Genomic DNA, 21,437 nt, shown 5'->3' with positions numbered 1-21,437 from the left:
AATCAAAATTAATACCTCACCAAAAAAATGAGAAATATATCAGATTTAGACAATGCACCGGAAATAGAAGAAGAGGAAGACTCCAGCGTACTGCTATCGATCGGCGATTTAATGTCCGGCTTGCTGATGTTGTTCGCCCTCCTGTTCATCACCGTGCAAATTCAACTTAGCGAAAAGGCGAAAATGCTCGATGAGAAAATCCTTCAGGTGGAAAAACTGCGGCAGGAATTGCAGCAATATCAAAAGGCTTTTGAAGGACTGCCGCAGATTATTGTCAATGCTTTAGAGGGAAAAGTTGGAGACAAAGATATTTTTACTGTTGACCCCGGAACCGGAGATGTCAGCATTCGCGATCGCATTTTGTTTGATAATAACAGTTCCGTCCTCAAACCCGAAGGTAAAAAGTTTTTGCAAGCCTTCATTCCCATCTATACCCAAGTGCTTTTTGCAAACAAACAGTTTGAAAAACAAATTTCTCGCGTTGTCATCGAAGGACATACCAGTTCCGCAGGTTCCGATTCCAAAAATCTGGAACTGAGTTTGCGTAGGGCTTTAGCTGTTTCTAATTATATGTTTTCCAATGAGGTTAATTTTCCTAAAAAAGCCGAATTGCAGCAAAAAGTATTAGTTTCTGGACGGGGAGAATTAGATGCGAATCCGACTCAAAATGCAGCGGGCGATCGCAAAGTCGTTTTCCGCTTCCAATTCCGCCGCGAAAACTTGAATGTTGACGTAAACCGCCAATTACCCTCGCCCGAAAAGAATTTCACAGGTGGTACCCGCCACGTGATTTATCCGTGGAATCAATCCCAAATCGAAAATCGAAAATCCTCTCTTCCCCCGAATTTATCCGTGGGGTTAATCTAAAATCTAAAATCTAAAATCGAAAATCGATTGACCTGCGGATTTGATATAAAATGTGTGGAATTATTAGTCCTATACGCACGGGTAGCCAAACACCCTGATGAAATCGCTCTTTCCCAATCCAAAATCGAACAGCGAACATAGAAAACTGTATAACCTGTTGCTGCTATTATTTCCCGCCAGCGCATGGCTGAGCGTTTTCTTCGTTCTGCCGGTGCTAATTGTACTATTGTACAGTTTCTTAGAGCGCGGTACCTACGGCGGGATTACTTGGGTATTTACTCTCAGCAACTACCAGCGTTTGTTTAGCTGGGTTTTTTTAGGGGTAATTGGTCGATCGCTCTTTTTGGCTTTTTTGACAACCGCGGCTTGTTTGTTAGTCGGCTATCCCCTAGCATTTTTCATCGCCACCCGTCCTCCCCGCTGGCGAAATGCCTTGCTTTTGCTGATAATTATTCCATTTTGGACTAACTTTTTAGTGAGAACCTACGCCTGGATCATTCTGCTGCGGAGCGAAGGAGTAGTGAACATAGCCCTGCAAAACCTGCAAATAATTACCGAACCGTTAAACTTGCTGTTTACGCCTTTCGCTGTGGCGATCGGTCTGATTTACGGCTATTTACCTTTCATGGTTCTGCCTTTATATTCTAGCATAGAACGCTTCAATTTTTCATTAGTTGAAGCAGCTCAAGATTTAGGAGCAAATGATATTCGCACTTTTTGGCGCGTATTTTTACCGCTGACAACTCGCGGCATTGTTGCGGGTTCTATTCTCGTGTTTGTTCCCGCAGTCGGCGCTTTCATTACACCCGATATATTGGGCGGGTCGAAAACAATTATGGTGGGAAATTTGATTCAAAATCAGTTTATGAAATCCCGCGATTGGCCTTTTGGTTCGGCGCTTTCTATGCTGTTGACGGTAATAATATTAGTTCCTGTTTTAATTTACTTCCGCGTCTCCGACGAAACGGAATAAGTGGTGTGTACTGCGCGCCTTACATTTAGGTTAAGATGAGCTAATGACCAATGACTATTGACCAATGACTATTGACCAATGACTGCTGTTCGCGAGGACGCTCGCACTAATGACTATTGACTAATGACTAAAATAAAACTAGATTTATTTGTTCGGGCGATCGCCAAAAAGTGGCTTTGGGTACAAGCTGCACTAGCATTTGCCTTTCTCTACTTGCCAATTCTCATCTTAATTATTTACTCGTTTAACAGCTCCAAATTTAACGCAGTTTGGCGCGGTTTTACCCTCGATTGGTACGGCAGCTTGTTTAGCAATGCAGGCGCGACTCTTGCTACCAGCAGCAGTGCCGGAATTTTGCCAGCACTTAGCAATAGCTTGCTAATTGCAGCTATTTCGACAGCTTTAGCGACTATTTTCGGTACCATGCTCGCGCTAGCGCTTGAACGCTTTCATTTTCCGGGACGCAAAGCAGTAGAAGCTTTACTATTTTTGCCGATTATTATGCCCGAAATTACGATCGGCATTTCGCTGCTAGTTTTCTTTACCCTAGCATTTCGGATCGTAGAAAATCTCACCGGAATCCGCCTCAATCTCGGCTTACCCACAGTAATTATCGGTCACGTTGTCTTTAATATTTCATTCGTAACGATTACCGTCAGGGCGCGTTTGGCGGAACTCGATCCTCAATTAGAACAAGCAGCCTTTGACTTGGGTGCTAACGAATGGCGGACTTTTTGGCGGATTACTCTCCCTCTAATTTTGCCAGCTATTTTCAGCGCAGCACTGCTGGCTTTTACTTTGTCGCTGGACGATTTTGTCGTGACATTCTTTACCACCGGTGTCGGTTCGATGACGCTGCCGCTATTGGTTTACGGCATGATAAAATTTGCAGTGACGCCAGCAATTAATGCCATCTCAACTTTGATGTTGCTAGCTTCTTTATTGCTGGTTGTATCCTCGCTAAGAGTTAAAAAAAGTTGAAAAACTTGCTTTGTGTGTCATAATTAATTTTGCCTACAACTAACAAAACTCATGAAACGCCTGCTGACTTTCTTACTTTTGTTTGTGATGAGTGCAACGGTGGTTTTCGGATGCAGCCGCACAGGCAGCAACCAGCAAGTCCTCAGCATTTACAATTATGCAACTTATATCGCTCCCGAAGCGATCGCCCAATTCGAGAAAGAGAACAATGTAAAAATTCAATACGACACTTTCGAGAACAGCGACGCACTCTACGCCAAACTCAAACAGGGAAATCCCGGTTATGATGTCATATTTCCCGCCGATTACATGGTCAGAATCATGGCAGCCGAGAATATACTTGAACCGCTAGATCCTGCAAAAATTGTTAACAAAAATAATCTCGATTCAAAATGGCTAAACCAAACATTTGACCCTGGCAATAAATATTCATTGCCCTATCAGTGGGGAACAATGGGAATTGGCTACAACATCAAAGCAACCAAGGACGAGATTAACAGTTGGGGGGCGATGTTCGATCCTAAATATACTGGAAAAATAGCATGGCAAGATGATGCCCGATACACTTTTGCAGTGGTTTTAATGTATTTAGGATTTGACCCAAATACAACTAATCCCGAAGAAATTAACAAAGCCCGCGACTTGCTGATTAAAAATAAAAATATCATTGCTGCTTTTGTCCCCGACACGGGTCAAACTCTGCTCGATCAAGGAGAAGTCAACCTGACAATGGAATGGAGCGGCGATATTTTTCAGGTGATGAAAGAGAATCCAAATCTCCGCTACGCTATTCCCAAAGAAGGAACAATTGTCTTTTCTGACAACATGGCAATTCCCAAAGGTGCACCGCACAAAGAGTTAGCTGAGAAATTTATTAACTTTATTTTGCAGCCAGAAGTAGGTGCGACAATATCTAATTTTACCCACTATGGCTCGCCGAATAAAGCAGCAATAGACAAAGGTTTAATTGACCCGAAAGATTTGAAAAATCCCCAAATTTATCCACCGGCTGAAATTTTTGGTAAGATGAAATTCTTGCAGGATGTCGGGAAAGCAACCGCATTGTACGATCGAGCTTCGACGGAAGTTAAAGCAGGAGCAGGAAAGTAAGCATTGGTGTCAACTTAAGGTCAAACTTAACTGGTTCCAAGGAAGAGCATGGTAACGAGTAGAAAGCGAGTAACTAACTAACTGTAGGGTGCGTCAGGGGAAAAATTATTGAGTATCTCGTCACAATATTCAGCCCTGACGCACCCTACAATAACTACTACGATAGATAAGAATGCACGCCGTCGAAATTTTAGACATTTCCAAAGTATTTAAAAGTGCCAGCAGTCAAGATTTCTTGGCTGTAGACAATATCAACCTGCAAATTAAAGATCGCGAATTCTTTTCTTTGCTCGGCCCTTCCGGCTGCGGCAAAACTACAACTTTGCGAATGATTGCGGGTTTTGAAATGCCCACAGCGGGCGAAATTTACATTCACGGCCAACCGATGCGGCATCGCCCGCCATTTCACCGCCCCGTGAATACGGTATTTCAAAATTATGCTTTATTTCCGCACATGACAGTAGCACAAAATGCTGCATTTGGCTTAGAAATGGAGAATTTGCCTCCCCAAACAATTCACGATCGCGTGGTGGCAGCTTTAGCATTAGTACAGTTAACCGATGTAGAAAAACGCTATCCCCGCCAACTCTCAGGAGGGCAGCAGCAGCGAGTAGCGTTGGCGAGGGCGTTGGTTAAAGAGCCTTCTGTTTTGCTGTTGGATGAACCCTTAGGGGCCCTGGATTTGAAGTTGCGTAAAGAGATGCAATTAGAATTAAAAAAAATGCAGCGACAATTGGGAATTACGTTTATTTATGTAACTCACGATCAGGAAGAAGCGCTCACCATGTCGGACAGAATTGCTGTGATGGAGGGAGGAAAACTGCAACAAGTCGGGACGCCTGTTGAGATTTATGAATATCCTAAAACGCGGTTTGTGGCTGATTTTATTGGGGACAGCAATTTTTTGACCGGGCGAGTAGTAGAAAAGCAACAGGGTAAAATAATCGTGTTGGTTGATCAGCAGTTGCCCGTGTTAGTTGCAACATCAGAAGATTTGCCCGCTGGGAAAGTTGTTACCCTGGTGTTGCGGCCGGAAAAAGCCACTATTTATCCGGCTAATTATCAGGCTGAACATTGCTGGCCGGGAGTAGTTGAAGAGGCGATTTATATTGGCACTGACACGCGCTATACGGTGCGCCTGACTGCTAAAAGCTCGATCGCCCTTCGCCGACAAAACTTGCACAGAGATGACTTGCAGCGGCACAAAATTGGCGACAGCGTTCGAGTCGCCGTGCCGCCGGAAAGTATCTGTATTTTATAGCGACAGGAAGAAGGAAGACACGACACAGCTTTGCACACGAATGCACGTATATTCTCAGTAACAGTGCGGTGCTCTTATGGGCATAGGGCATAGGGCATAGGGCATTGGACTGGAACCCGTGTACTTCACCACTACAGGCAATAACATCTTCTACGCTGGCGATCGCAAATCCATCAAAACCTTACTAATTGGATTGCCATTCTATTTCAGAGGTGCGTTACTCGCAGGCTAAATGGAACTTCTCCCTATGGGGGAAGTTCCGATTAACAAGAGTCAAAAAATCATCCATCGAAGATGTCGATTTAGTGAATCGGAGTTGAAAGCCTCCGCGCTTTTAGCCCGAAGGTAAAAACAAGAGAAAAACTCTTGTAGTTATGCACAACAAATTCCCAAACTAGCCAACTTTTAAGGTGGGGGAATTTCCGGCGAGGGGGAAGGCACCGGAATTTCCGGAGGAGTTGTTGATTCTGGCGACGGCGCGGGAATCTCCGCAGGACTCGATTCTGGGGAGGGCGAGGGACTCTCGGCACCGGGCGAGGGACTCTCGGCACCGGGCGAGGGAATATCGGCACCGGGCGAGGGAATATCCGCAGGAGTTGGGGCGGTAGTTTCCGGCGGTGGCGGCAGTTGTTCGGGATCGGGGTTCTGGTTTTGGAGGCTCCGCACCCACAAACCTAAGCCCGCGAAGACTAGCATCAGCACCAACAGTCCCAGCAGCGGCCCCAAACGCTTCGGCTTCTGTTTTTCAACTGATTCCGAGGCGGAGGCCGTTTCGGGGTACAGCAACTGTTTCGACGATTCAGAAAGTTGAGATTCTGGCATCCTCCCCGTTTTTTGGAGGGATACCGAGCCTGACACCGAGGGTGACATGGGTAGCGACACCGAGGGTGACATGGGTAGCGATATCGACGGCGACGCCGACGGTGCCGACGCCGTATCGAACAGTACGACTCTCTCCGGTGACATCCGACAGTAAGTCACCACTACAGAGGTGTTGTCGTAACCATTTTTCTCGTTGGCGAGGCGAACCCAAGACTGAGCAGCGGCTTCCAAGGACATTTTGCCCTCAAGTACCTCTGGGCCGTAATTCTGCCAAGATTGCTCTACCCAGTCGTTATCGCTCAAACCGTCGGAACACAGCAGCAGCAAGCCTTCCTCTTCGACAATAAATCGTTGAATCGTCGGGCGCAGAAAATCGCCGTCCCGCGTCCCCAAAGCTTGAGTGAGGGCTCCGGCATCCGATCGCAATTGAGTCTCCCAGTATAAACTGTGTCCTAGGTGCACTTCCCTAGACGCTACATCGTCGTCCACAGTTAGCCGCTGACAGTAATTGTTGCCAATCCAATAGGCGCGGCTGTCTCCAACATTGACCAAATAAAGTTCGTGACTGTTATTCGCGGGTACATCCTGAGAAACTTTCACTTTTTGAGGCAACTGGAGGGCCATCACCAAAGTGGTTCCCATGCGCTCCCGCAACTCTTTTCCTTGCTCGTTATTTTGAGCGGAAATCACATTATTCACAACTTTCACTATTTCTTCGAGTTGTTTGATGACCATTGCTGGCGCCATCAACTCTTCTTGTTCGGCGATTTCGGCGAGCAAATTTTGGATTAAAGCTTTCAGCGATTGCACGGCTAACTGACTGGCAACTTCTCCTCCTTCGTGGCCTCCAACCCCGTCGCAAACCATTGTCAAGTAAGGAATTAGTTTGTCATTTCCGGCACTTTTTATCGATTGAAAATCAGCAGCAGTCGGATAGCAACTATCTTCATTTTGGGAGCGGTGCGGCCCGGTATCGGTGATGCCGACTACTTCTAAATGCAGGGGCAATTTAGCAGCTTGTTCTAATAGTAAATCGTTAAGTTCCAGGGCGATCGCATCTAAGTTCATGCTGCTGCGGCGCATAAACAGACAAATCTCTCCGAGTTTCGACTGTACCTCAGGCTGCGCCGAGTCCACCAAACCAGACCACACATCTCCCAAATCCTTCAGCGTCGGTACAAAATTACCTCGATGCAGTTCCACCAGACGCACCCGCCAACCTTCCACGCGCAAATTTTCCGGTACCAGCAAACTCGCAGCGACTCCTTGTTCGGAAAGCGGCGCCCACAGTTGGAGCATTTGCCACAGCCAGTAAACTTGGCGCGTGGCACTTGTCTGAGCCCAAGCTTGTAGAATAGAAGGATACAGGCTACCGAAATTATTGACCGGCACATTTTCCAACAACAGCACCTCTGTGGCTTCTGCTGCTTCCCCGAGCGAACAAAAGCCGTATACTTCGGGCGTATGCAGCCGCTGGGGATACAAATGCAGGTAAGGCATAATTCTATCCGGCAGTTGTTCGGGGACGCTAGGAGGAATAGACGGACGGCTGTCGAGCCAGATTTGGGGTGCAATGACAAAATATCGATCGGCGATTATCTTACCCGCCGGCACTTCCTCGACTGTGGGGCCCACCGCCCACAAATAGCGATAAATTAAATCGGTTTCGCAAGCTGCACACTTCTGGCTGCCAAAGCTATTGCCGGGATCGGAACAGCTCAGATTCGGGCAATAAATCGGTTCGGAGAAACTACTGATCATATCGAAATAGTTTGTGTAAAAACATTCTGAAGATATATGATTGCCACGCTCAAATTCAGGAACTTGAGAATAAACTGATTTTAGCCCCTATCAATTTCTTAACTGCCTTTGGGGCACGAGAAATTGTAGTTGCTGCCGGTGGACACCGGCTAAAATTGTAATTTAAGTTACTAAAATCTGACTTTGAGTACAATGGAAGCCTCAACCTGGTACCGCGATGTGAACAATCGCGATCGGGCTAGCAAGTCATAAAGCCTTGCAGAGTCAGTCGTTGGCAATTCTTAAATCTCAAATTTCAAATCTAAGATATTTCATAGTATCACCAATTCTTTTTATGTTCTGGACTCCCACGCTCCTTTGGTTGCTAGTTGGGGCTTTGCTCTGTTTGGCAGAGCTATTTCTCCCCACTGCTTTTGTTGCTTTTATCCTGGGACTGAGTGCCTTCGCCGTCGCTGGATGCTCTCTAGTTTTACCTTACGTTAATTTACAAATATTCCTGTGGATGGTATTTTCGACAGTTTTTGTGCTGCTGTCCCGGCGATTGATACCAAAAGGCAAGGCATGGGCGATCGCAGATTCTGACGAAGCTAAAACTTTAACAGAAATTCTCCCAGGAGAATCGGGGCGAGTGATTTATGAGGGGAATTCTTGGCAAGCTCGCTGCGAAGACACTTCTACCGCTATCCCCCCCAACCAAAACGTGATAGTCGTCGGCAGGAAAGGCACTACTCTGATAGTTTTACCAGAACATTTGCTGCATTCTTAAACAAAATGTGGAATTGGGAATTAGAAATTGGTAGTTGGGCATAGGGCATTGGGCATTGGGCATTGGGCATTGGGCATTGGGCATTGGGCATTGGGAATTGGGAATTGGGCATTGGGCATTGGGAATTGGCACTAACAAATAACCAATAACAAATAACCAATAACAAATAACCAACAGTCAATATTTAACAGTCAAGATTTATAGGAGGCGACCGTGGAACAATTGTTTTTACTCGTATTTTTAGCACTGGGCGGCTCAGCGATCGCAGGTTCCGTCAAGATTATCAATCAGGGAAATGAAGCGCTGGTGGAAACTTTAGGAAAATACAGCGGCAAGAAACTCGAACCTGGTTTGAATTTTGTCACACCGTTTCTCGATCGCGTCGTTTACGAACAAACAATTAGGGAAAAAGTCTTAGACATTCCGCCGCAAGCTTGTATTACGCGCGACAACGTTTCCTTCACTGTAGATGCTGTAGTTTACTGGCGGATTGTGGACTTGGAAAAAGCCTGTTACAAAGTCGAAAATCTTCAGTCAGCAATGGTGAATATGGTGCTGACTCAAATTCGCGCCGAAATGGGTCAACTCGACCTCGAACAAACGTTTACAGCCCGTTCTCAAATTAATGAAATCTTGCTCAGAGATTTAGATATTGTGACCGATCCTTGGGGAGTGAAAGTAACGCGGGTGGAATTGCGCGATATTATCCCTTCTAAAACTGTACAGGAATCGATGGAATTGCAGATGGCAGCCGATCGCCGAAAACGAGCGGCAATTCTGACATCCGAGGGCGAACGCGAGTCAGCAGTTAACAGCGCCAAAGGTAAAGCCGAAGCGCAGGTTTTGGATGCGGAAGCGCGGCAAAAAGCGACTATTTTGGAGGCGGAAGCTCAACAAAAGGCGATCGTGCTGAGAGCGCAAGCAGAACGCCAAAGTCAGGTTTTGAAAGCTCAAGCTACTTCTGAGGCTTTACAAATTATCGGTAAAACTCTACAAAATGACCCCAAGTCCCGCGAAGCTTTACAGTTTTTGTTAGCTCAAAACTATCTGGATATGGGATTAAAAATTGGCAGCAGCGATAGCAGCAAGGTGATGTTTATGGATCCGCGCAGTATCCCGGCTACGATGGAAGGATTGCGATCGATTGTTGGGGAAGGTAATAGTAATGAGGTGAAAAAATAGAAAGAAAGAGACGGCGATTGAAATCGCTTCTACACAAACGATGTCCGCCTCCGCGGACTAAGAATTAATTCAACCCGCGGAGGCGGGTTTCGTCTTTATAGCAGCGATTTCAATCGCCGAGTAAGTATCTTCTTCCTTCTTCCTTCTTCCTTCTTCCTTCTTCCTTCTTCCCTAAGATTCTTGAGCGAGAGTACATCGATCGCACAATCCAAAAAATTCCAAAGTATGATAATAAATTTTGAAAGAATGAGATTGTTGTAATTGGCTTTCTAGGTGGTGTACGGGGCATTCGTCGATCGTAATAGACGCACCGCATTCGAGACAAGTAAGGTGATGTTGGTCTTGGTGGGCGGCACCGTAGAGAGATTCGCCACTAGCAAGCGTTCTGACTTGCACGAAGCCCTCCCGCTTTAAACCGTCGAGGGAGCGGTAAACTGTTGCTAAGCCCATGCTGTGGTCGCTGTTACGCAGTTCTAGGTAGATATCTTGCGCTGAGAGCGATCGATTCAAGTGCTTGAGCAAGTGTAAAATACGCTCCTGACTGCGGGTGCGGTTGGTTCTCATAATTTTTTTGTCTAATCGGCTGGAATCAAATCTATCGCTGTTTCTAGGCTAGCTTAATTCGGGGCAGCAAAGGGCGATCGGCTTCCCGCCCGCGTTGTAGAATGAGGTGGCCGTAAATTTCGCATCACCTACACATTGCTGTGACTCAAAAATATTTTGCCCAAATCTATGTTACCCTCCGCCCTTCGGTTTTAGACCCGGCCGGTACTGCCGTACAGTCTGGTTTGCAACACATGGGATACGACAATGTTGAGCGCGTGCGGATCGGGAAGTACGTTGAATTGACGCTGACTGCTGCGGATGAGTCGGAGGCGCGCGAACAACTCGATCGCGTTTGCGACCAACTTTTGGCCAATCCAGTGATTGAAAACTATCGCGTTGAGTTGACTGAAATTCCTGTTGCTGTCGAGACAGCAGGGGTATAAAAATGAAATTTGGAGTTATTGTTTTTCCGGGTTCAAATTGCGATCGCGATGTGGTGTGGGTAACTCAAGGGTTGCTGCACCAACCGACGCGGATGATTTGGCACGAAGATACCGATATTTCGGATATTGACATCATTGTAGTTCCCGGTGGTTTCAGTTATGGAGATTATTTGCGGTGCGGCGCGATCGCCCGTTTTTCTCCGGCGATGCAAGCGACTGCCGAACACGCGAAACAAGGAAAGCTTGTACTCGGCATCTGCAATGGTTTTCAGGTGTTGACTGAAGCTGGTTTATTACCGGGGGCGCTGGTGCGGAATGCGGGATTGCATTTTATTTGCGATCGCGCTTCGTTGAAAGTCGAACGCGGTAATACGCCGTGGACTTCGGCTTATACTTCCGGTGAAATCATCGATTTGCCGATCGCCCACGGTGAAGGAAACTATTATGCCGATCCGGATACTTTGGCAGAGTTGGAAGAACACGATCAAGTGTTGTTTCGTTACTGTACAAGTGCCGGAGAAATTAGCGCTGCTGGTAATCCGAATGGTTCGTTAAATAATATCGCAGGCATTTGTAATCGCCAGGGCAATGTGTTAGGAATGATGCCGCATCCTGAACGGGCATCCGATCCAATGTTGGGCGAAACTGATGGAGTGAAATTGTTTCAAGGGTTGTTGATGGCAACTGTTGCTGCTGTTTTGTAGTTGCCATAACTCAGATACGTAGGGTGCGTCGCGATGGATAATCTACAAATCAACTTGATTTTATCCCAGCGACGCACCATACAAATGCCTGTTCTACAATACATTAAATTTATTGTGGTGTGGGCATATTGCCAGCCCCAAGAATAGAATTATAGCGATGAATAAGTTTAAAAAACGGTTGGGGAAAATGTCGCCACAAAAGCGACTTTATACTTTGGAAACTCTGCCGGGGCATTTGGCCCAGAGTGTTCAAGGGGAAAAGCTTCATCAGCTTTTAACGGATTTCGATTTCATTGAGGCGAAGTTGGAATTATTAGGGGTGCAGCCGCTAATTGAGGATTACGATTTAGCGACAATTTCTGATGTGTTGTTGTCGCCGGCGCAAACGAAAACGCTGAAATTGATTCAAGGGGCAATTCGCAAGTCGGCGCACGTTTTGGAAAGGGATAAAACTCAATTGGCAGGGCAATTTTTAGGGAGATTGCTACCTTATGAAATAACTAGGGTTATAGATAAATCTAAGTATTTTTGGGAGTATTTACCATTGATTTCTAGATTTTCTCCCCGTAAACCTGTCAAAAAACTGACGGAAAAAATCTCAGTATCTGATGAAATTAAAGCGATGCTAGAACAAGCAAAGCAATCGAAAAATCGTCCTTGGCTGCGGCCTTTAAAGGCTAATTTAGAACGGGCAAAGGAAGGGGCATTGCGGACACTTGTAGGTCATACTAGCCAGGTAAAGGCAGTGGCGATCGCGCCTGACGGCAAGACAGCGATTTCCGCTTCATATAAAACCATGAAAATCTGGGATACAGACACCGGCAGGGAACTGAAAACTCTCACCGGTCATACTCACTGGGTACAGGCAGTAGCGATCGCACCTGACGGCAAGACAGCGATTTCCGCTTCAAGTGATAAAACCCTAAAAATCTGGGACACAGACAGTGGCAGGGAACTGAGAACTCTCACCGGTCATACTGACGAGGTAAATGCAGTGGCAATTGCACCCGACGGTAAGAGAGCTATTTCCGCTTCAAGTGATAAAACCATGAAAATCTGGGACACAGACAGCGGGCGGGAACTGAAAACTCTCATCTGTCATAGTAGCCGTGTATACGCAGTGGCGATCGCACCTGACGGCAAAACAGCGATTTCCGGTTCACAAGATGATGACTTGAAAATCTGGGACACAGACAGCGGGCGGAAACAGAAATATCTTGGTACTAGCTGGGTAAGGGCAGTGGCGATCGCACCCGACGGTAAGACAGCGATTTCCGCTTCAAGTGATAACACCCTGAAAATCTGGAACACAGACAGCGGGCGGAAACTGAAAACTCTCACCGGTCATACCAGCTATGTAAATGCAGTGGCGATCGCACCCGACGGCAAAACAGCGATTTCCGCCTCAGACGATAAGACCCTGAAAATCTGGAACACAGACAGCGGCAGGGAACTGAGAACTCTCACCGGTCATACTGACGACGTAAATGCAGTGGCGATCGCACCCGACGGCAAAACAGCGATTTCCGCTTCAGACGATAAGACCCTGAAAATCTGGAACACAGACAGCGGTGCGGAACTTAAAACCCTCACGGGTCATACTTATAGGGTAAATGCACTGGCGATCGCACTCAACGGCAAAACAGCGATTTTCGCTTCAAGGGATGATACCTTGAAAATCTGGGATACAGACAGCGGTGCGGAACTTAAAACTCTCACCATTCATAGTTTCTGGGAATATACAGTGGCGATCGCAACCAGCGAAAAAATAGCGATTTCTGCTTCAAGTGATAACACCCTGAAAATCTGGGATACAGACAGCGGGCGGAAACTGAAAACTCTCATCGGTCATACTGAAAGGGTAACAGCAGTGGCGATCGCACCTGATGGCAAAACAGCGATTTCTGCTTCAGACGATAAGACCCTGAAAATCTGGGACACAGACAGCGGCAGGGAACTGAAAACTCTCACCATTCATAGTTTCGCGGTACTCACAATAGCGATCGCACCCAACGGCAGGACAGCGATTTTTGCGAACAGGGGTAACGCCCTGAGAATCTGGGACACAAAGAGTGGCAAGGAACTGAAAACTCTCATCGGTCATACTAGTTCTGTAAATGCAGTGGCGATCGCACCCGACGGCAAAACCGCGATTTCCGCATCAGATGATAACACCCTCAAAATCTGGGACACCGAGACAGGCACCGAACTATTAACCCTAACCGGTCATACTGACTCGGTAACAGCAGTGGCGATCGCCCCTAACAGCAAAATAGCAGTTTCTGGTTCAGACGATCGCACCCTGAAAGTCTGGGATCTGTTTAGCGGTGAAGAGGTTGCTAGTTTCAGCGGAGATGGTGGCTTCAATTGCTGTGCAATTTTGCCTGATGGGGTGAGTGTTGTAGCGAGCGATACGTCGGGCAGGGTGCATTTTCTGCGATTGGAGGGAATGCGCGATTTGGGTGATGCTGCTGGGCTAAATAATCTCATTTCTTTATTTTATAGTGGCTTGGTACTGGCGAAACAAGGGCCATATGAAGCAGCCCTAGCAAAATTCACGGAAGTTGTAGAAATAAGGCCGGATGCGTTGATTGTTTGGTGGGAACAAGGCAAGGTTTTGTATGAGTTGGAGCGTTATGCAGAAGCTGTTGTCAGTCTCGACAAAGCAAGAGAAATAGCAGGGAAAAATCGCTATTTTTGGTTTTGTCTGGGCTTTGCACTGATGAAGTGCGGCAGTCAAGAAACGGCGGGCGAAAGCTGGGGTTTTGCCATTAACATTCAGCCGGATGACTGCGATAGTTGGACTAAACAAGCCAAGGTGCTATTCAAGTTGGAACGATACGAGCAAGCTATTTGCTGTATTGATTTAGCGATTAAAATCGATCCAAATCAATATTGTATATGGGATTGGCGCGGGTTGGTTGTTATGCAAAAATTCGGACGTGCGGAAGAGGCAATATCCAGTTACGATCGCGCTTTAGAATTGCACCCTGACGATGCTGGGATATTGGATAATCGAGCTTACGCTTTACTAACATTAGGTCGTGATGACGAAGCAATGGCTGATTGGGATAAAGCTTTAGAACTAGATCCAAATTATGCTGGCGTTTATTATAACAAAGCTTGCTATTTTGCCTTGCAGAATCAGGTGGAGTTAGCGCTGGAAAATTTGTGGCGTGCGATTGAATTGCAACCGGAAAGATATCGAGAGTTAGCGAAAACAGATGCGGATTTTGATGGGATTAGGGGTGATGTGCGGTTTCAGGAGTTGTTGTTGGGTGGTTAGAAATCCTCGGCGGTTGGAAACCCGGCGGTTGGAAACCGCCTCTACACAAACGATGTCCGCCGGACGCCGACGAAGAGGGTATTCGGAGCTCGAAAATTATCGGGTGAAATCTTCAACCCGCGGAGGCGGGTTTTGTCTGTGTAGCAGCGGTTTCCAACCGCCGGGGTTTTTGGGATTTTCGCATTTTTGGATTGATGGGCGATCGCATTTTTGGATTGATGGGCGATGGCTTACGCCCCGCTACGCTACGACTTTTGGGGAAATGTGCGATCGGGCGATCGACTTGATACCAATCAATTTGTAGGGGTGAAGCATTCGGGCGAAAATTGTTGATTCCCAACCTACCATCTAATACCCGAATGCTTCACCCTCCCCCCACAGACAAGTCATAATTACCAAATATTTTGCTTGATGCGCGATGTCACCGCATATTTCGTTTTGACAAATAGCCCGATCGCGATCGAGATCCTTTGGTGGGGGCAGGGCGAAGCATTTGGGTATGAAATCTTGGGTTTTTTGTTCTGAATTGTCGCCCAAATGCGAGAGCCCCTACGAATAATTTGATTAATTTTGGGGGAAATGTGCGATGGCTTACGCCCCGCTACGCCCCGCTACGCTACGACTTTTGGGGAAACGGGCGATGGCTTACGCCCCGCTACGCTACGACTCTTCAACCCGCGGAGGCGGGTTTTGTCTGTGTAGCCGCGGTTTCCAACCGCCGGGTTTCCAACCGCCGGGTTTCTGGGATTGCTTCGTTCCTCTCTTCGGACAGATTAGAAACTAATCATCCCCATCCAATCCCAACGGCACAAAATACTGACTGTAAACCACACTATCCGGTGCCCACAGCGGCCGCCAATAAACACTTTGAATCACCGCCTTCTCCCCATCACCCTCAGCAGGCCACTCAAAACTGACGATCGCAATATTGCCATAACCCACAATCTCATCACCCTCTTGCAGCCACCGATTCCGCCACAACAGCGCTATCAAATTCCACAAACGACGCAACAGTAACAACAGTTTATTTTTAGGTAATATACTTGACGAATTACCATCTTCATGCTGCAAAAACACCCGAGATCTTTGCCGCTTCATCCAGTCAACTCGATAACCCCAATCAGGCAAAGATTGCCTATCCCTCACAACAGCAGCCACAGCCTTCTTCCTGCCACGCCTCGGAATCTTCACCAACTCCAGCGGCTCATTCCATCCCAAACGTTCGTGCGATCGCTCAGGAAACAACGACTTAATCTTAGTATGAATTACATGAGTTGTCCACTCCTCATTAATAAAAGCACTAGCCGTTAACTGCGCCAAAACAGACAATCTTTGACTCGCAATTTTCAACTCTCCATTCACCCCAGATACAGACGGTAAACGCTCAATCTCAGAGCGAGAATCGCCAAAATGACAATCCGACCAATAACTCAACCGCACAGCACCAGCATAGTGGATATCCCCCGTCAAAACAATCACCCGATCGCGCTGCTTAAAAAACTCCGACAACAGCTTCACAAAAGCCAACTCATGAAAATTCCAAGCATCCCCCGCATCGGTATTAAAAACCTTTCCCTGTTCCACATCCCGCCTTTGCACCGCATCAATAATCCATAAACCCACCAAATTAGTCGGCACCACAACCAGCGTCGCCTCGATCGCAAATTCCCCAGATTTATTCAGCAACTCAGTCTCCCGCAAAGGCTGCTGAATTTGCTCATCAAAACCTTTGTGAGTCAAAAGCATCGGCGGGGCGATCGCACTTTCGGGCGGATAGCCCCGCCAAGTCCGCGTATCCAGCACAATCACCTCATGCTTAAAACTTCTCACGGTAAAATGCCAATTCAAAACCTCATCATCTCGATCCAAAATCAAAACATCTTCATCTAACTTAAACTTCGGCAAACCAGTTTCAATATCAACCGCCGGAATCCCCAAATACCCAGCAGCATCCTCCCAAACACCAACATCAGTCCCCGCCGAATCCGACCACTTTTTAGCAGCTTTTAATAACTTATCTCCTACTCTTCCATACTCGAACTGTGCGGGCGTATTTCCCCAACTCTGAAACACAGCATAAGCCAGCAAAGCATTCTGCACCACCCGGCGGCCCAGCGGCTTCCCCAACACCCGGTAACACCACTCTCGATTCAAAAAGCAATCATCGCTAACATCATGGTCATCGCAAATCATATAAGTAGAAATATTAGCCAGCGCCCGCCTCACTCGCCACAAATTGCGACAAAAACCGTCAAGTTCTACAACTTCTCTATCCCAGACTTTTGCTTGCTTAGAATCTTGACAAATATCGTTACCCTTCGGAAAACTATCGCACCAAAGCACAGGAGACCAAACTAACAAATACATCGCGCAATATTCGCCCAAACCAAACAAGTGACTTTTAGCCTTATCCGGTTTATTCACCAACATCGCCGTAAAACCGCCAAAATCTCTAGCAATATCGCTGCGAGTCCCCGGCTGCAACTCAATTGGTTTTTTGTATTCAGACTCAGCATCAGACGCTTTCTGAATTGGCGATTCTCTAAAAATTTCCCTCTCTTGGCGAATTACATTTTTCTTTTCCGATTTCTTAGGTATACTGGTACACAAATTCTTTTTTATTTGGGCATCATTCATCAGGGGCAGATTCTCTTCCCAGCCCAACAGTGTATCGCCAGCATCAGTCAAGGCCCACAGCATCGCATCGGCAACGTCATCGCCGTAAATTTGGTCACCCGTTAAAAACAGTTGGTGGGGGCGGAAATTTGCCATACCTGCAAACTGTTCGATCGAATTATCCAAGATTGGCAGCGCATCTCTGCCGTCTCCGTGGGGCTTGCGACAAGAACCGTGCACTATACGCAAATAGTTTAAATCCCTTGGTGGCAGGGCAAAAGTCGGCAACCCGTGAGCGAAATAACCGATCGTCTGCGGCCCCAAAACTGACAAATCAGCAGCAGTCGGCCACAAACAAGAAAGGAGATTTTCCTGCTCATTTTCTGGGACTCCCACCGACGGCGACTCCTGACTCCCCGCAAACTCAATGTCATAAGCATAAATTTGCCCGTATGTCAAGATATCTCTGTCGATTGGTTTAGCAGTCACGGCCGCTACGTGCAGGTATTTGCCAAGCCGCACAGTAGAGCTAGCACCTTGCAGCAAGGGCGTACCGACAATTTCACCAGTGCCGCCCTCAGTCGCATAAACCTTGAGTTTGACTTGACGGGGTGCTTTCAAAGCCAGCCAAACAGTTACGCCCCCAGTTTCAATTCGGCGCAAAATCGGGCCTGCAAGAATCAGCGGCAAATGATGAATTCGATGATTTAATGGTGTCCACGACATAGGAATTAAACAAATAAAAATTAAATAACGGGTTTTTGGCAAAGTATCTGTCAGCCGATTTGAGATTTGAGATTTACTCCATATATCAATCTGGAAGCTTGAACTAGGATCTGAAATTTGGAGCTCACCACTATAGGACTACGTGGCACGGTATCCGTTTTTCGGTTCCTTCTTCCACTTAATTAATGCTAAGTCTGTCAACTCATGTCCGCCAAATTGTAACAATTCATTAAGGAAAATTAATAATCACTATGCTACAAGAACAAGATTTACAACATTTTTTAGATTCAGTCCCCCAGCTCGCAATTAAACCACCAGCATCCCCTGTAGAACCCAACAGCGCACCGATCGATCTATCACCTTTAGATCGATCGATCGATCGCCATCCCCTGACAGTGGCTCCAGAAACACCGATCGCCGAAGTCTTGGCTCTCATGAACCCGATGCGCGTCTCCTGTCAGCTTTGTAGCGAAAAACAAAAGAGTCTTAAGAACACGGCCAAGCGCAGTTGTGTCATAGTCGTGGAGGACGATCGCCCGATCGGCATTTTTACAGAACGGGATATCGTTAAGTTAACTACTCTGGTAAATTGTGCGATCGGACTGACAATTGCTGAGGTAATGACTCACTCGCCCATTACCCTCAAACAATCCGAGTCTCAAGATATTTTCACCGCTATATTCACCTTGCGCCAGCACTCCATCCGGCACTTACCCGTAGTCGATGAGGACTCGCGACTTGTCGGAATCATCACCCGCGAAGCCATTCACGAAGCCCTACAACCAGTGAACTTGCTAGCAAATTTGCGCTGTGCGGGAGATGTCATGACAAAAGAAGTCATTTGTGCCCCAAAGACTGCCTCAGCCCTCGAATTAGCCCAGCTCATGGTCAAAAATCGATCCCATTGCGTCGTCATTGTCGAAGACCAAATTCAGCATCCACAGCGGATCGTACCAATAGAAAAGTATCAAATCCCGATCGGCATTGTCACCGAGCGCGACATCGTGCAGTTTCACGCCCTCGAATTAAACCTCTCGGAAATCTCAGCGGCTGATGCCATGAGTGCGCCTTTATTTTCCATATCTGCCACCGATTCCCTCTTCCGCGCCCACCAGGAAATGCAGCGCCATTGCGTCTGCCGTTTGGTAGTAGTTGGCAGTCACGGAGAGCTTTTGGGTGTTGTTTCTCTGACAAGTTTGCCGCAAGTTTTTAACCAATCTGAGATGTACGGGACGATCGAGCTTTTGCAGCAAGCAGTAGACGATAGAGCCGCCCAATTGCAGAAAACCAACGAACTTTTACAGCAAGAAATTTTAGAGCGGCAGCGCGCCCAAGAAGCCCTGCACCAAGCTCACGAAGACTTAAAAAAACAAGTTGAAGAGCGCACCGCCCAACTTTTAGAATCAAATAAATTATTAAGACGGGATATTATCAAGCGCCAGCGAGTAGAAGAAGTGCTGCGGAAAAAGCAAACCTGCTTGAAAAATCAAGCAGAGCAATTAGAGCAAACAGTGCGGAAATTGCAGCAAACTCAAACTCAATTAGTCCACACCGAAAAAATGTCTTCTTTGGGACAAATGATTGCCGGTATCGCCCACGAAATTAACAATCCGGTTAATTTCATCTACGGCAATCTTTCCCACACGAGTCATTACATCAAAGAATTAATTCAACTATTAGAACTTTACCAGCAGCACTATCCCGAACCAGTCTCGGAAATTAGGGAAGCAGCAGCAGATATGGAAATCGATTTTTTGGTGGAAGACTTATCTAAGATCGTGTCTTCGATGCAAGTTGGCACCGATCGCATCCGCCAAATAGTCCTGTCAATGCGAAATTTTTCGCGATCGGATCGAACTAGCGTCAAATTCGTTGACATTCACGAGGGACTCGACAGCACTTTGTTGATTTTGCAGCACAGGCTCAAAGCTCACGGCGGACATCCAGGTATTCAAATTATTAAGGAATACGGCAATTTGCCCAGCGTCGAGTGCTGTGGAGGTCAGATCAATCAAGTGTTTATGAATATTATCGGCAATGCTATTGATGCTTTGGATGAAGCAATCCAGAAGGGCCAATGGAGAAAGGGAAATGGGAAAAATCCACCGCCGTTAATTCCTAGTTCTCCATTGACTCTTCCCGCAATTACAATTCGCACTGAAGTTGTTGCTGGCGATGTTGTAGCGATCCGCATTTCCGACAACGGCGGGGGCATACCGGATGAGATTTGCAGGCAACTATTTGACCCGTTTTTTACTACCAAACCAGTAGGTAAGGGGACTGGGCTGGGGCTGTCTATTTCCTATCATTTAGTTGTGGAACAGCATGGGGGGCGGCTGGAGTGCGTTTCGGAAGTTGGACTGGGGACTGAGTTTGCGATCGAGATTCCGATCGTCAGAAGGCAGTTGACAGCGGACAGTTGACAGTTGACAGCGGACAGTTGACAGCGGACAGTTGACAGTTGGCAGTTGGCAGTTGGCAGTTGGCAGTTGGCAGTTGGCAGTTGGTAGGGGCGGTGTATCTCAGTTTTGCATTTGTAGTGCTGTCGGGAGCTCGCGTATTTTACAATACGCGAGCGGGGACGCTCGCACTGTAAAAAAAATGCTTTTTGCAAAAATGCTCCCGGTAGGGGCGGTGCCCCTGTGCCCGCCCTCAGTTGACAGTTGTCAGATTTTCGGAACTCCGACACTCTCCCCAAATCTCCCACTCGGAGACTCTCGCCCTCGCCCGTCGCCGCTCAATTACTAAAAATTCACAATTTTTTACACAACACTCAAAACCGCAGCAAAATCACTCTTTCCTAATCTAAAATCTCAAATCTCAAATCCAAAATCGTCTAATTTTGGCATCCCAGGCCCAATTAACCCAACTTACTTTCCGCTTTGCCTCATCCACTAGCGCCTTTGTTCCCCCTCCACTTACCCCACAAGCCATCAACTGCACCCATCCTAGCCCCAAACCCAAAGACCGAGATTATTTGAGAAGTTAATTTTTGTTTTGTTTTTGTACCTCTTTTTATTAAGAAAGTATTCTAAAACTTAAATAAAATCTAAAATATTTATAAAAATAGATTTGTAAATCAAAAAACCAGCTAAGATGCCCAAAGATGCAAAATAAATAGAATTACTAGCATTTTCATTTCGAGAGCCCCTTTCTTTTCCTCGTAAGTTAGCTAATAATGCTTTCAACGAGCTTTCCGCACAGCAACTCCAAACTAGACAAGAATGGGATTGCGGTAAGGGCATTGGAGGAAAGGTTATTGCATTGGGGCTATCCGCTAAACACTGGACAAAAGTGGACGAGATAGCCAGTCTAAGTCTTTAACTAGGCTACGTTAGTAAGGTCACGACACCTACGAGTGCTTTCCAGCTTGTAGCTATGTCGCCGGAGATT

16 protein-coding genes are annotated in these 21,437 nt (G+C 46.8%); 13 read left to right on the top strand and 3 right to left on the bottom strand.

Features of this window, described 5'->3' with window-relative positions; genetic code table 11:
* Nucleotides 1-27 precede the first annotated feature (27 nt).
* The 5 genes from JGK22_RS26855 to JGK22_RS26835 all read left to right on the top strand — a co-directional run bounded on the left by JGK22_RS26855 (nt 28) and on the right by JGK22_RS26835 (nt 5,192).
* Nucleotides 28-867, top strand: a complete 840-nt coding sequence (locus JGK22_RS26855) for an OmpA family protein (protein ID WP_293314140.1) — start codon at nt 28-30, stop codon at nt 865-867.
* A gap of 97 nt (nt 868-964) precedes the next feature.
* Nucleotides 965-1,840, top strand: coding sequence for an ABC transporter permease (locus JGK22_RS26850; RefSeq protein ID WP_293197885.1), 876 nt, complete (start codon nt 965-967; stop codon nt 1,838-1,840).
* A 123-nt stretch (nt 1,841-1,963) separates the two neighbouring features.
* Nucleotides 1,964-2,821: an ABC transporter permease gene (locus JGK22_RS26845; RefSeq protein WP_293197888.1), complete on the top strand. Its 858-nt coding sequence runs from the start codon at nt 1,964-1,966 to the stop codon at nt 2,819-2,821.
* Between the two features lie 51 nt (nt 2,822-2,872).
* Complete coding sequence (locus JGK22_RS26840; RefSeq protein WP_293178288.1) at nt 2,873-3,931, top strand: spermidine/putrescine ABC transporter substrate-binding protein; 1,059 nt, start codon at nt 2,873-2,875, stop codon at nt 3,929-3,931.
* A gap of 172 nt (nt 3,932-4,103) precedes the next feature.
* A complete protein-coding gene (locus JGK22_RS26835; RefSeq protein WP_293207183.1) occupies nt 4,104-5,192 on the top strand; it encodes an ABC transporter ATP-binding protein in 1,089 nt (362 codons plus the stop codon).
* A 405-nt stretch (nt 5,193-5,597) separates the two neighbouring features.
* Here the strand turns inward: JGK22_RS26835 and JGK22_RS26830 are convergent, their stop codons facing one another.
* A complete protein-coding gene (locus JGK22_RS26830; protein WP_293217691.1) occupies nt 5,598-7,775 on the bottom strand; it encodes a protein phosphatase 2C domain-containing protein in 2,178 nt (725 codons plus the stop codon).
* A 334-nt stretch (nt 7,776-8,109) separates the two neighbouring features.
* Here JGK22_RS26830 and JGK22_RS26825 point away from each other — a divergent pair, with 334 nt between their 5' ends.
* Complete coding sequence (locus JGK22_RS26825; RefSeq protein WP_293178279.1) at nt 8,110-8,541, top strand: NfeD family protein; 432 nt, start codon at nt 8,110-8,112, stop codon at nt 8,539-8,541.
* A 213-nt stretch (nt 8,542-8,754) separates the two neighbouring features.
* Entirely contained in the window at nt 8,755-9,723 is a 969-nt protein-coding gene (locus JGK22_RS26820) for an SPFH domain-containing protein (protein ID WP_293178273.1), read from the top strand.
* Between the two features lie 171 nt (nt 9,724-9,894).
* Here the strand turns inward: JGK22_RS26820 and JGK22_RS26815 are convergent, their stop codons facing one another.
* Nucleotides 9,895-10,287: a Fur family transcriptional regulator gene (locus tag JGK22_RS26815; protein ID WP_293143880.1), complete on the bottom strand. Its 393-nt coding sequence runs from the start codon at nt 10,285-10,287 to the stop codon at nt 9,895-9,897.
* A gap of 140 nt (nt 10,288-10,427) precedes the next feature.
* On the opposite strand from JGK22_RS26815, the gene purS reads away from it, so the two are divergent.
* The 4 genes from purS (at nt 10,428) to JGK22_RS26795 (ending at nt 15,006) form a co-directional block, all read left to right on the top strand.
* Nucleotides 10,428-10,712 carry a phosphoribosylformylglycinamidine synthase subunit PurS gene (gene purS / locus JGK22_RS26810; RefSeq protein WP_293178270.1) on the top strand — a complete coding sequence of 95 codons (285 nt, stop codon included), beginning with the start codon at nt 10,428-10,430 and terminating at the stop codon, nt 10,710-10,712.
* A 2-nt stretch (nt 10,713-10,714) separates the two neighbouring features.
* Nucleotides 10,715-11,416, top strand: coding sequence for a phosphoribosylformylglycinamidine synthase subunit PurQ (purQ, locus tag JGK22_RS26805; protein WP_293217694.1), 702 nt, complete (start codon nt 10,715-10,717; stop codon nt 11,414-11,416).
* 157 nt (nt 11,417-11,573) lie between these two features.
* Nucleotides 11,574-14,702 carry a tetratricopeptide repeat protein gene (locus JGK22_RS26800; protein ID WP_293314137.1) on the top strand — a complete coding sequence of 1,043 codons (3,129 nt, stop codon included), beginning with the start codon at nt 11,574-11,576 and terminating at the stop codon, nt 14,700-14,702.
* Between the two features lie 103 nt (nt 14,703-14,805).
* On the top strand, nt 14,806-15,006 hold the full coding sequence (locus JGK22_RS26795; protein ID WP_293314135.1) for a hypothetical protein: 201 nt from the start codon (nt 14,806-14,808) through the stop codon (nt 15,004-15,006).
* A 476-nt stretch (nt 15,007-15,482) separates the two neighbouring features.
* On the opposite strand, the gene JGK22_RS26790 is transcribed toward JGK22_RS26795, so the two are convergent.
* Nucleotides 15,483-18,044, bottom strand: coding sequence for a PhoD-like phosphatase (locus JGK22_RS26790; protein WP_293243522.1), 2,562 nt, complete (start codon nt 18,042-18,044; stop codon nt 15,483-15,485).
* A 251-nt stretch (nt 18,045-18,295) separates the two neighbouring features.
* Between JGK22_RS26790 and JGK22_RS26785 the strand changes: the two genes are divergently transcribed.
* Both JGK22_RS26785 and JGK22_RS26780 read left to right on the top strand, forming a co-directional pair.
* Nucleotides 18,296-20,467, top strand: a complete 2,172-nt coding sequence (locus tag JGK22_RS26785; RefSeq protein WP_293178253.1) for a CBS domain-containing protein — start codon at nt 18,296-18,298, stop codon at nt 20,465-20,467.
* A gap of 38 nt (nt 20,468-20,505) precedes the next feature.
* Nucleotides 20,506-20,640, top strand: a complete 135-nt coding sequence (locus tag JGK22_RS26780) for a hypothetical protein (protein WP_293178250.1) — start codon at nt 20,506-20,508, stop codon at nt 20,638-20,640.
* Nucleotides 20,641-21,437 lie beyond the last annotated feature (797 nt).

This window comes from Microcoleus sp. PH2017_08_TRC_O_A (assembly GCF_020738665.1).
Lineage (GTDB): Bacteria > Cyanobacteriota > Cyanobacteriia > Cyanobacteriales > Microcoleaceae > Microcoleus.
The sequence above is the reverse complement of the archived record's forward strand: the minus strand, read 5'-3'. Positions and strand labels throughout refer to the sequence as shown.

Excerpts from the sequence above, each read along its gene's own strand:
- JGK22_RS26855 (WP_293314140.1), top strand. The coding sequence starts at position 28 with ATGAGAAATATATCAGATTTAGACAATGCACCGGAAATAGAAGAAGAG.
- JGK22_RS26850 (WP_293197885.1), top strand. The coding sequence starts at position 965 with ATGAAATCGCTCTTTCCCAATCCAAAATCGAACAGCGAACATAGAAAA.
- JGK22_RS26845 (WP_293197888.1), top strand. The coding sequence starts at position 1,964 with ATGACTAAAATAAAACTAGATTTATTTGTTCGGGCGATCGCCAAAAAG.
- JGK22_RS26840 (WP_293178288.1), top strand. The coding sequence starts at position 2,873 with ATGAAACGCCTGCTGACTTTCTTACTTTTGTTTGTGATGAGTGCAACG.
- JGK22_RS26835 (WP_293207183.1), top strand. The coding sequence starts at position 4,104 with ATGCACGCCGTCGAAATTTTAGACATTTCCAAAGTATTTAAAAGTGCC.
- JGK22_RS26830 (WP_293217691.1), bottom strand. The coding sequence starts at position 7,775 with ATGATCAGTAGTTTCTCCGAACCGATTTATTGCCCGAATCTGAGCTGT.
- JGK22_RS26825 (WP_293178279.1), top strand. The coding sequence starts at position 8,110 with ATGTTCTGGACTCCCACGCTCCTTTGGTTGCTAGTTGGGGCTTTGCTC.
- JGK22_RS26815 (WP_293143880.1), bottom strand. The coding sequence starts at position 10,287 with ATGAGAACCAACCGCACCCGCAGTCAGGAGCGTATTTTACACTTGCTC.
- purQ (WP_293217694.1), top strand. The coding sequence starts at position 10,715 with ATGAAATTTGGAGTTATTGTTTTTCCGGGTTCAAATTGCGATCGCGAT.
- JGK22_RS26800 (WP_293314137.1), top strand. The coding sequence starts at position 11,574 with ATGAATAAGTTTAAAAAACGGTTGGGGAAAATGTCGCCACAAAAGCGA.
- JGK22_RS26790 (WP_293243522.1), bottom strand. The coding sequence starts at position 18,044 with ATGTCGTGGACACCATTAAATCATCGAATTCATCATTTGCCGCTGATT.
- JGK22_RS26785 (WP_293178253.1), top strand. The coding sequence starts at position 18,296 with ATGCTACAAGAACAAGATTTACAACATTTTTTAGATTCAGTCCCCCAG.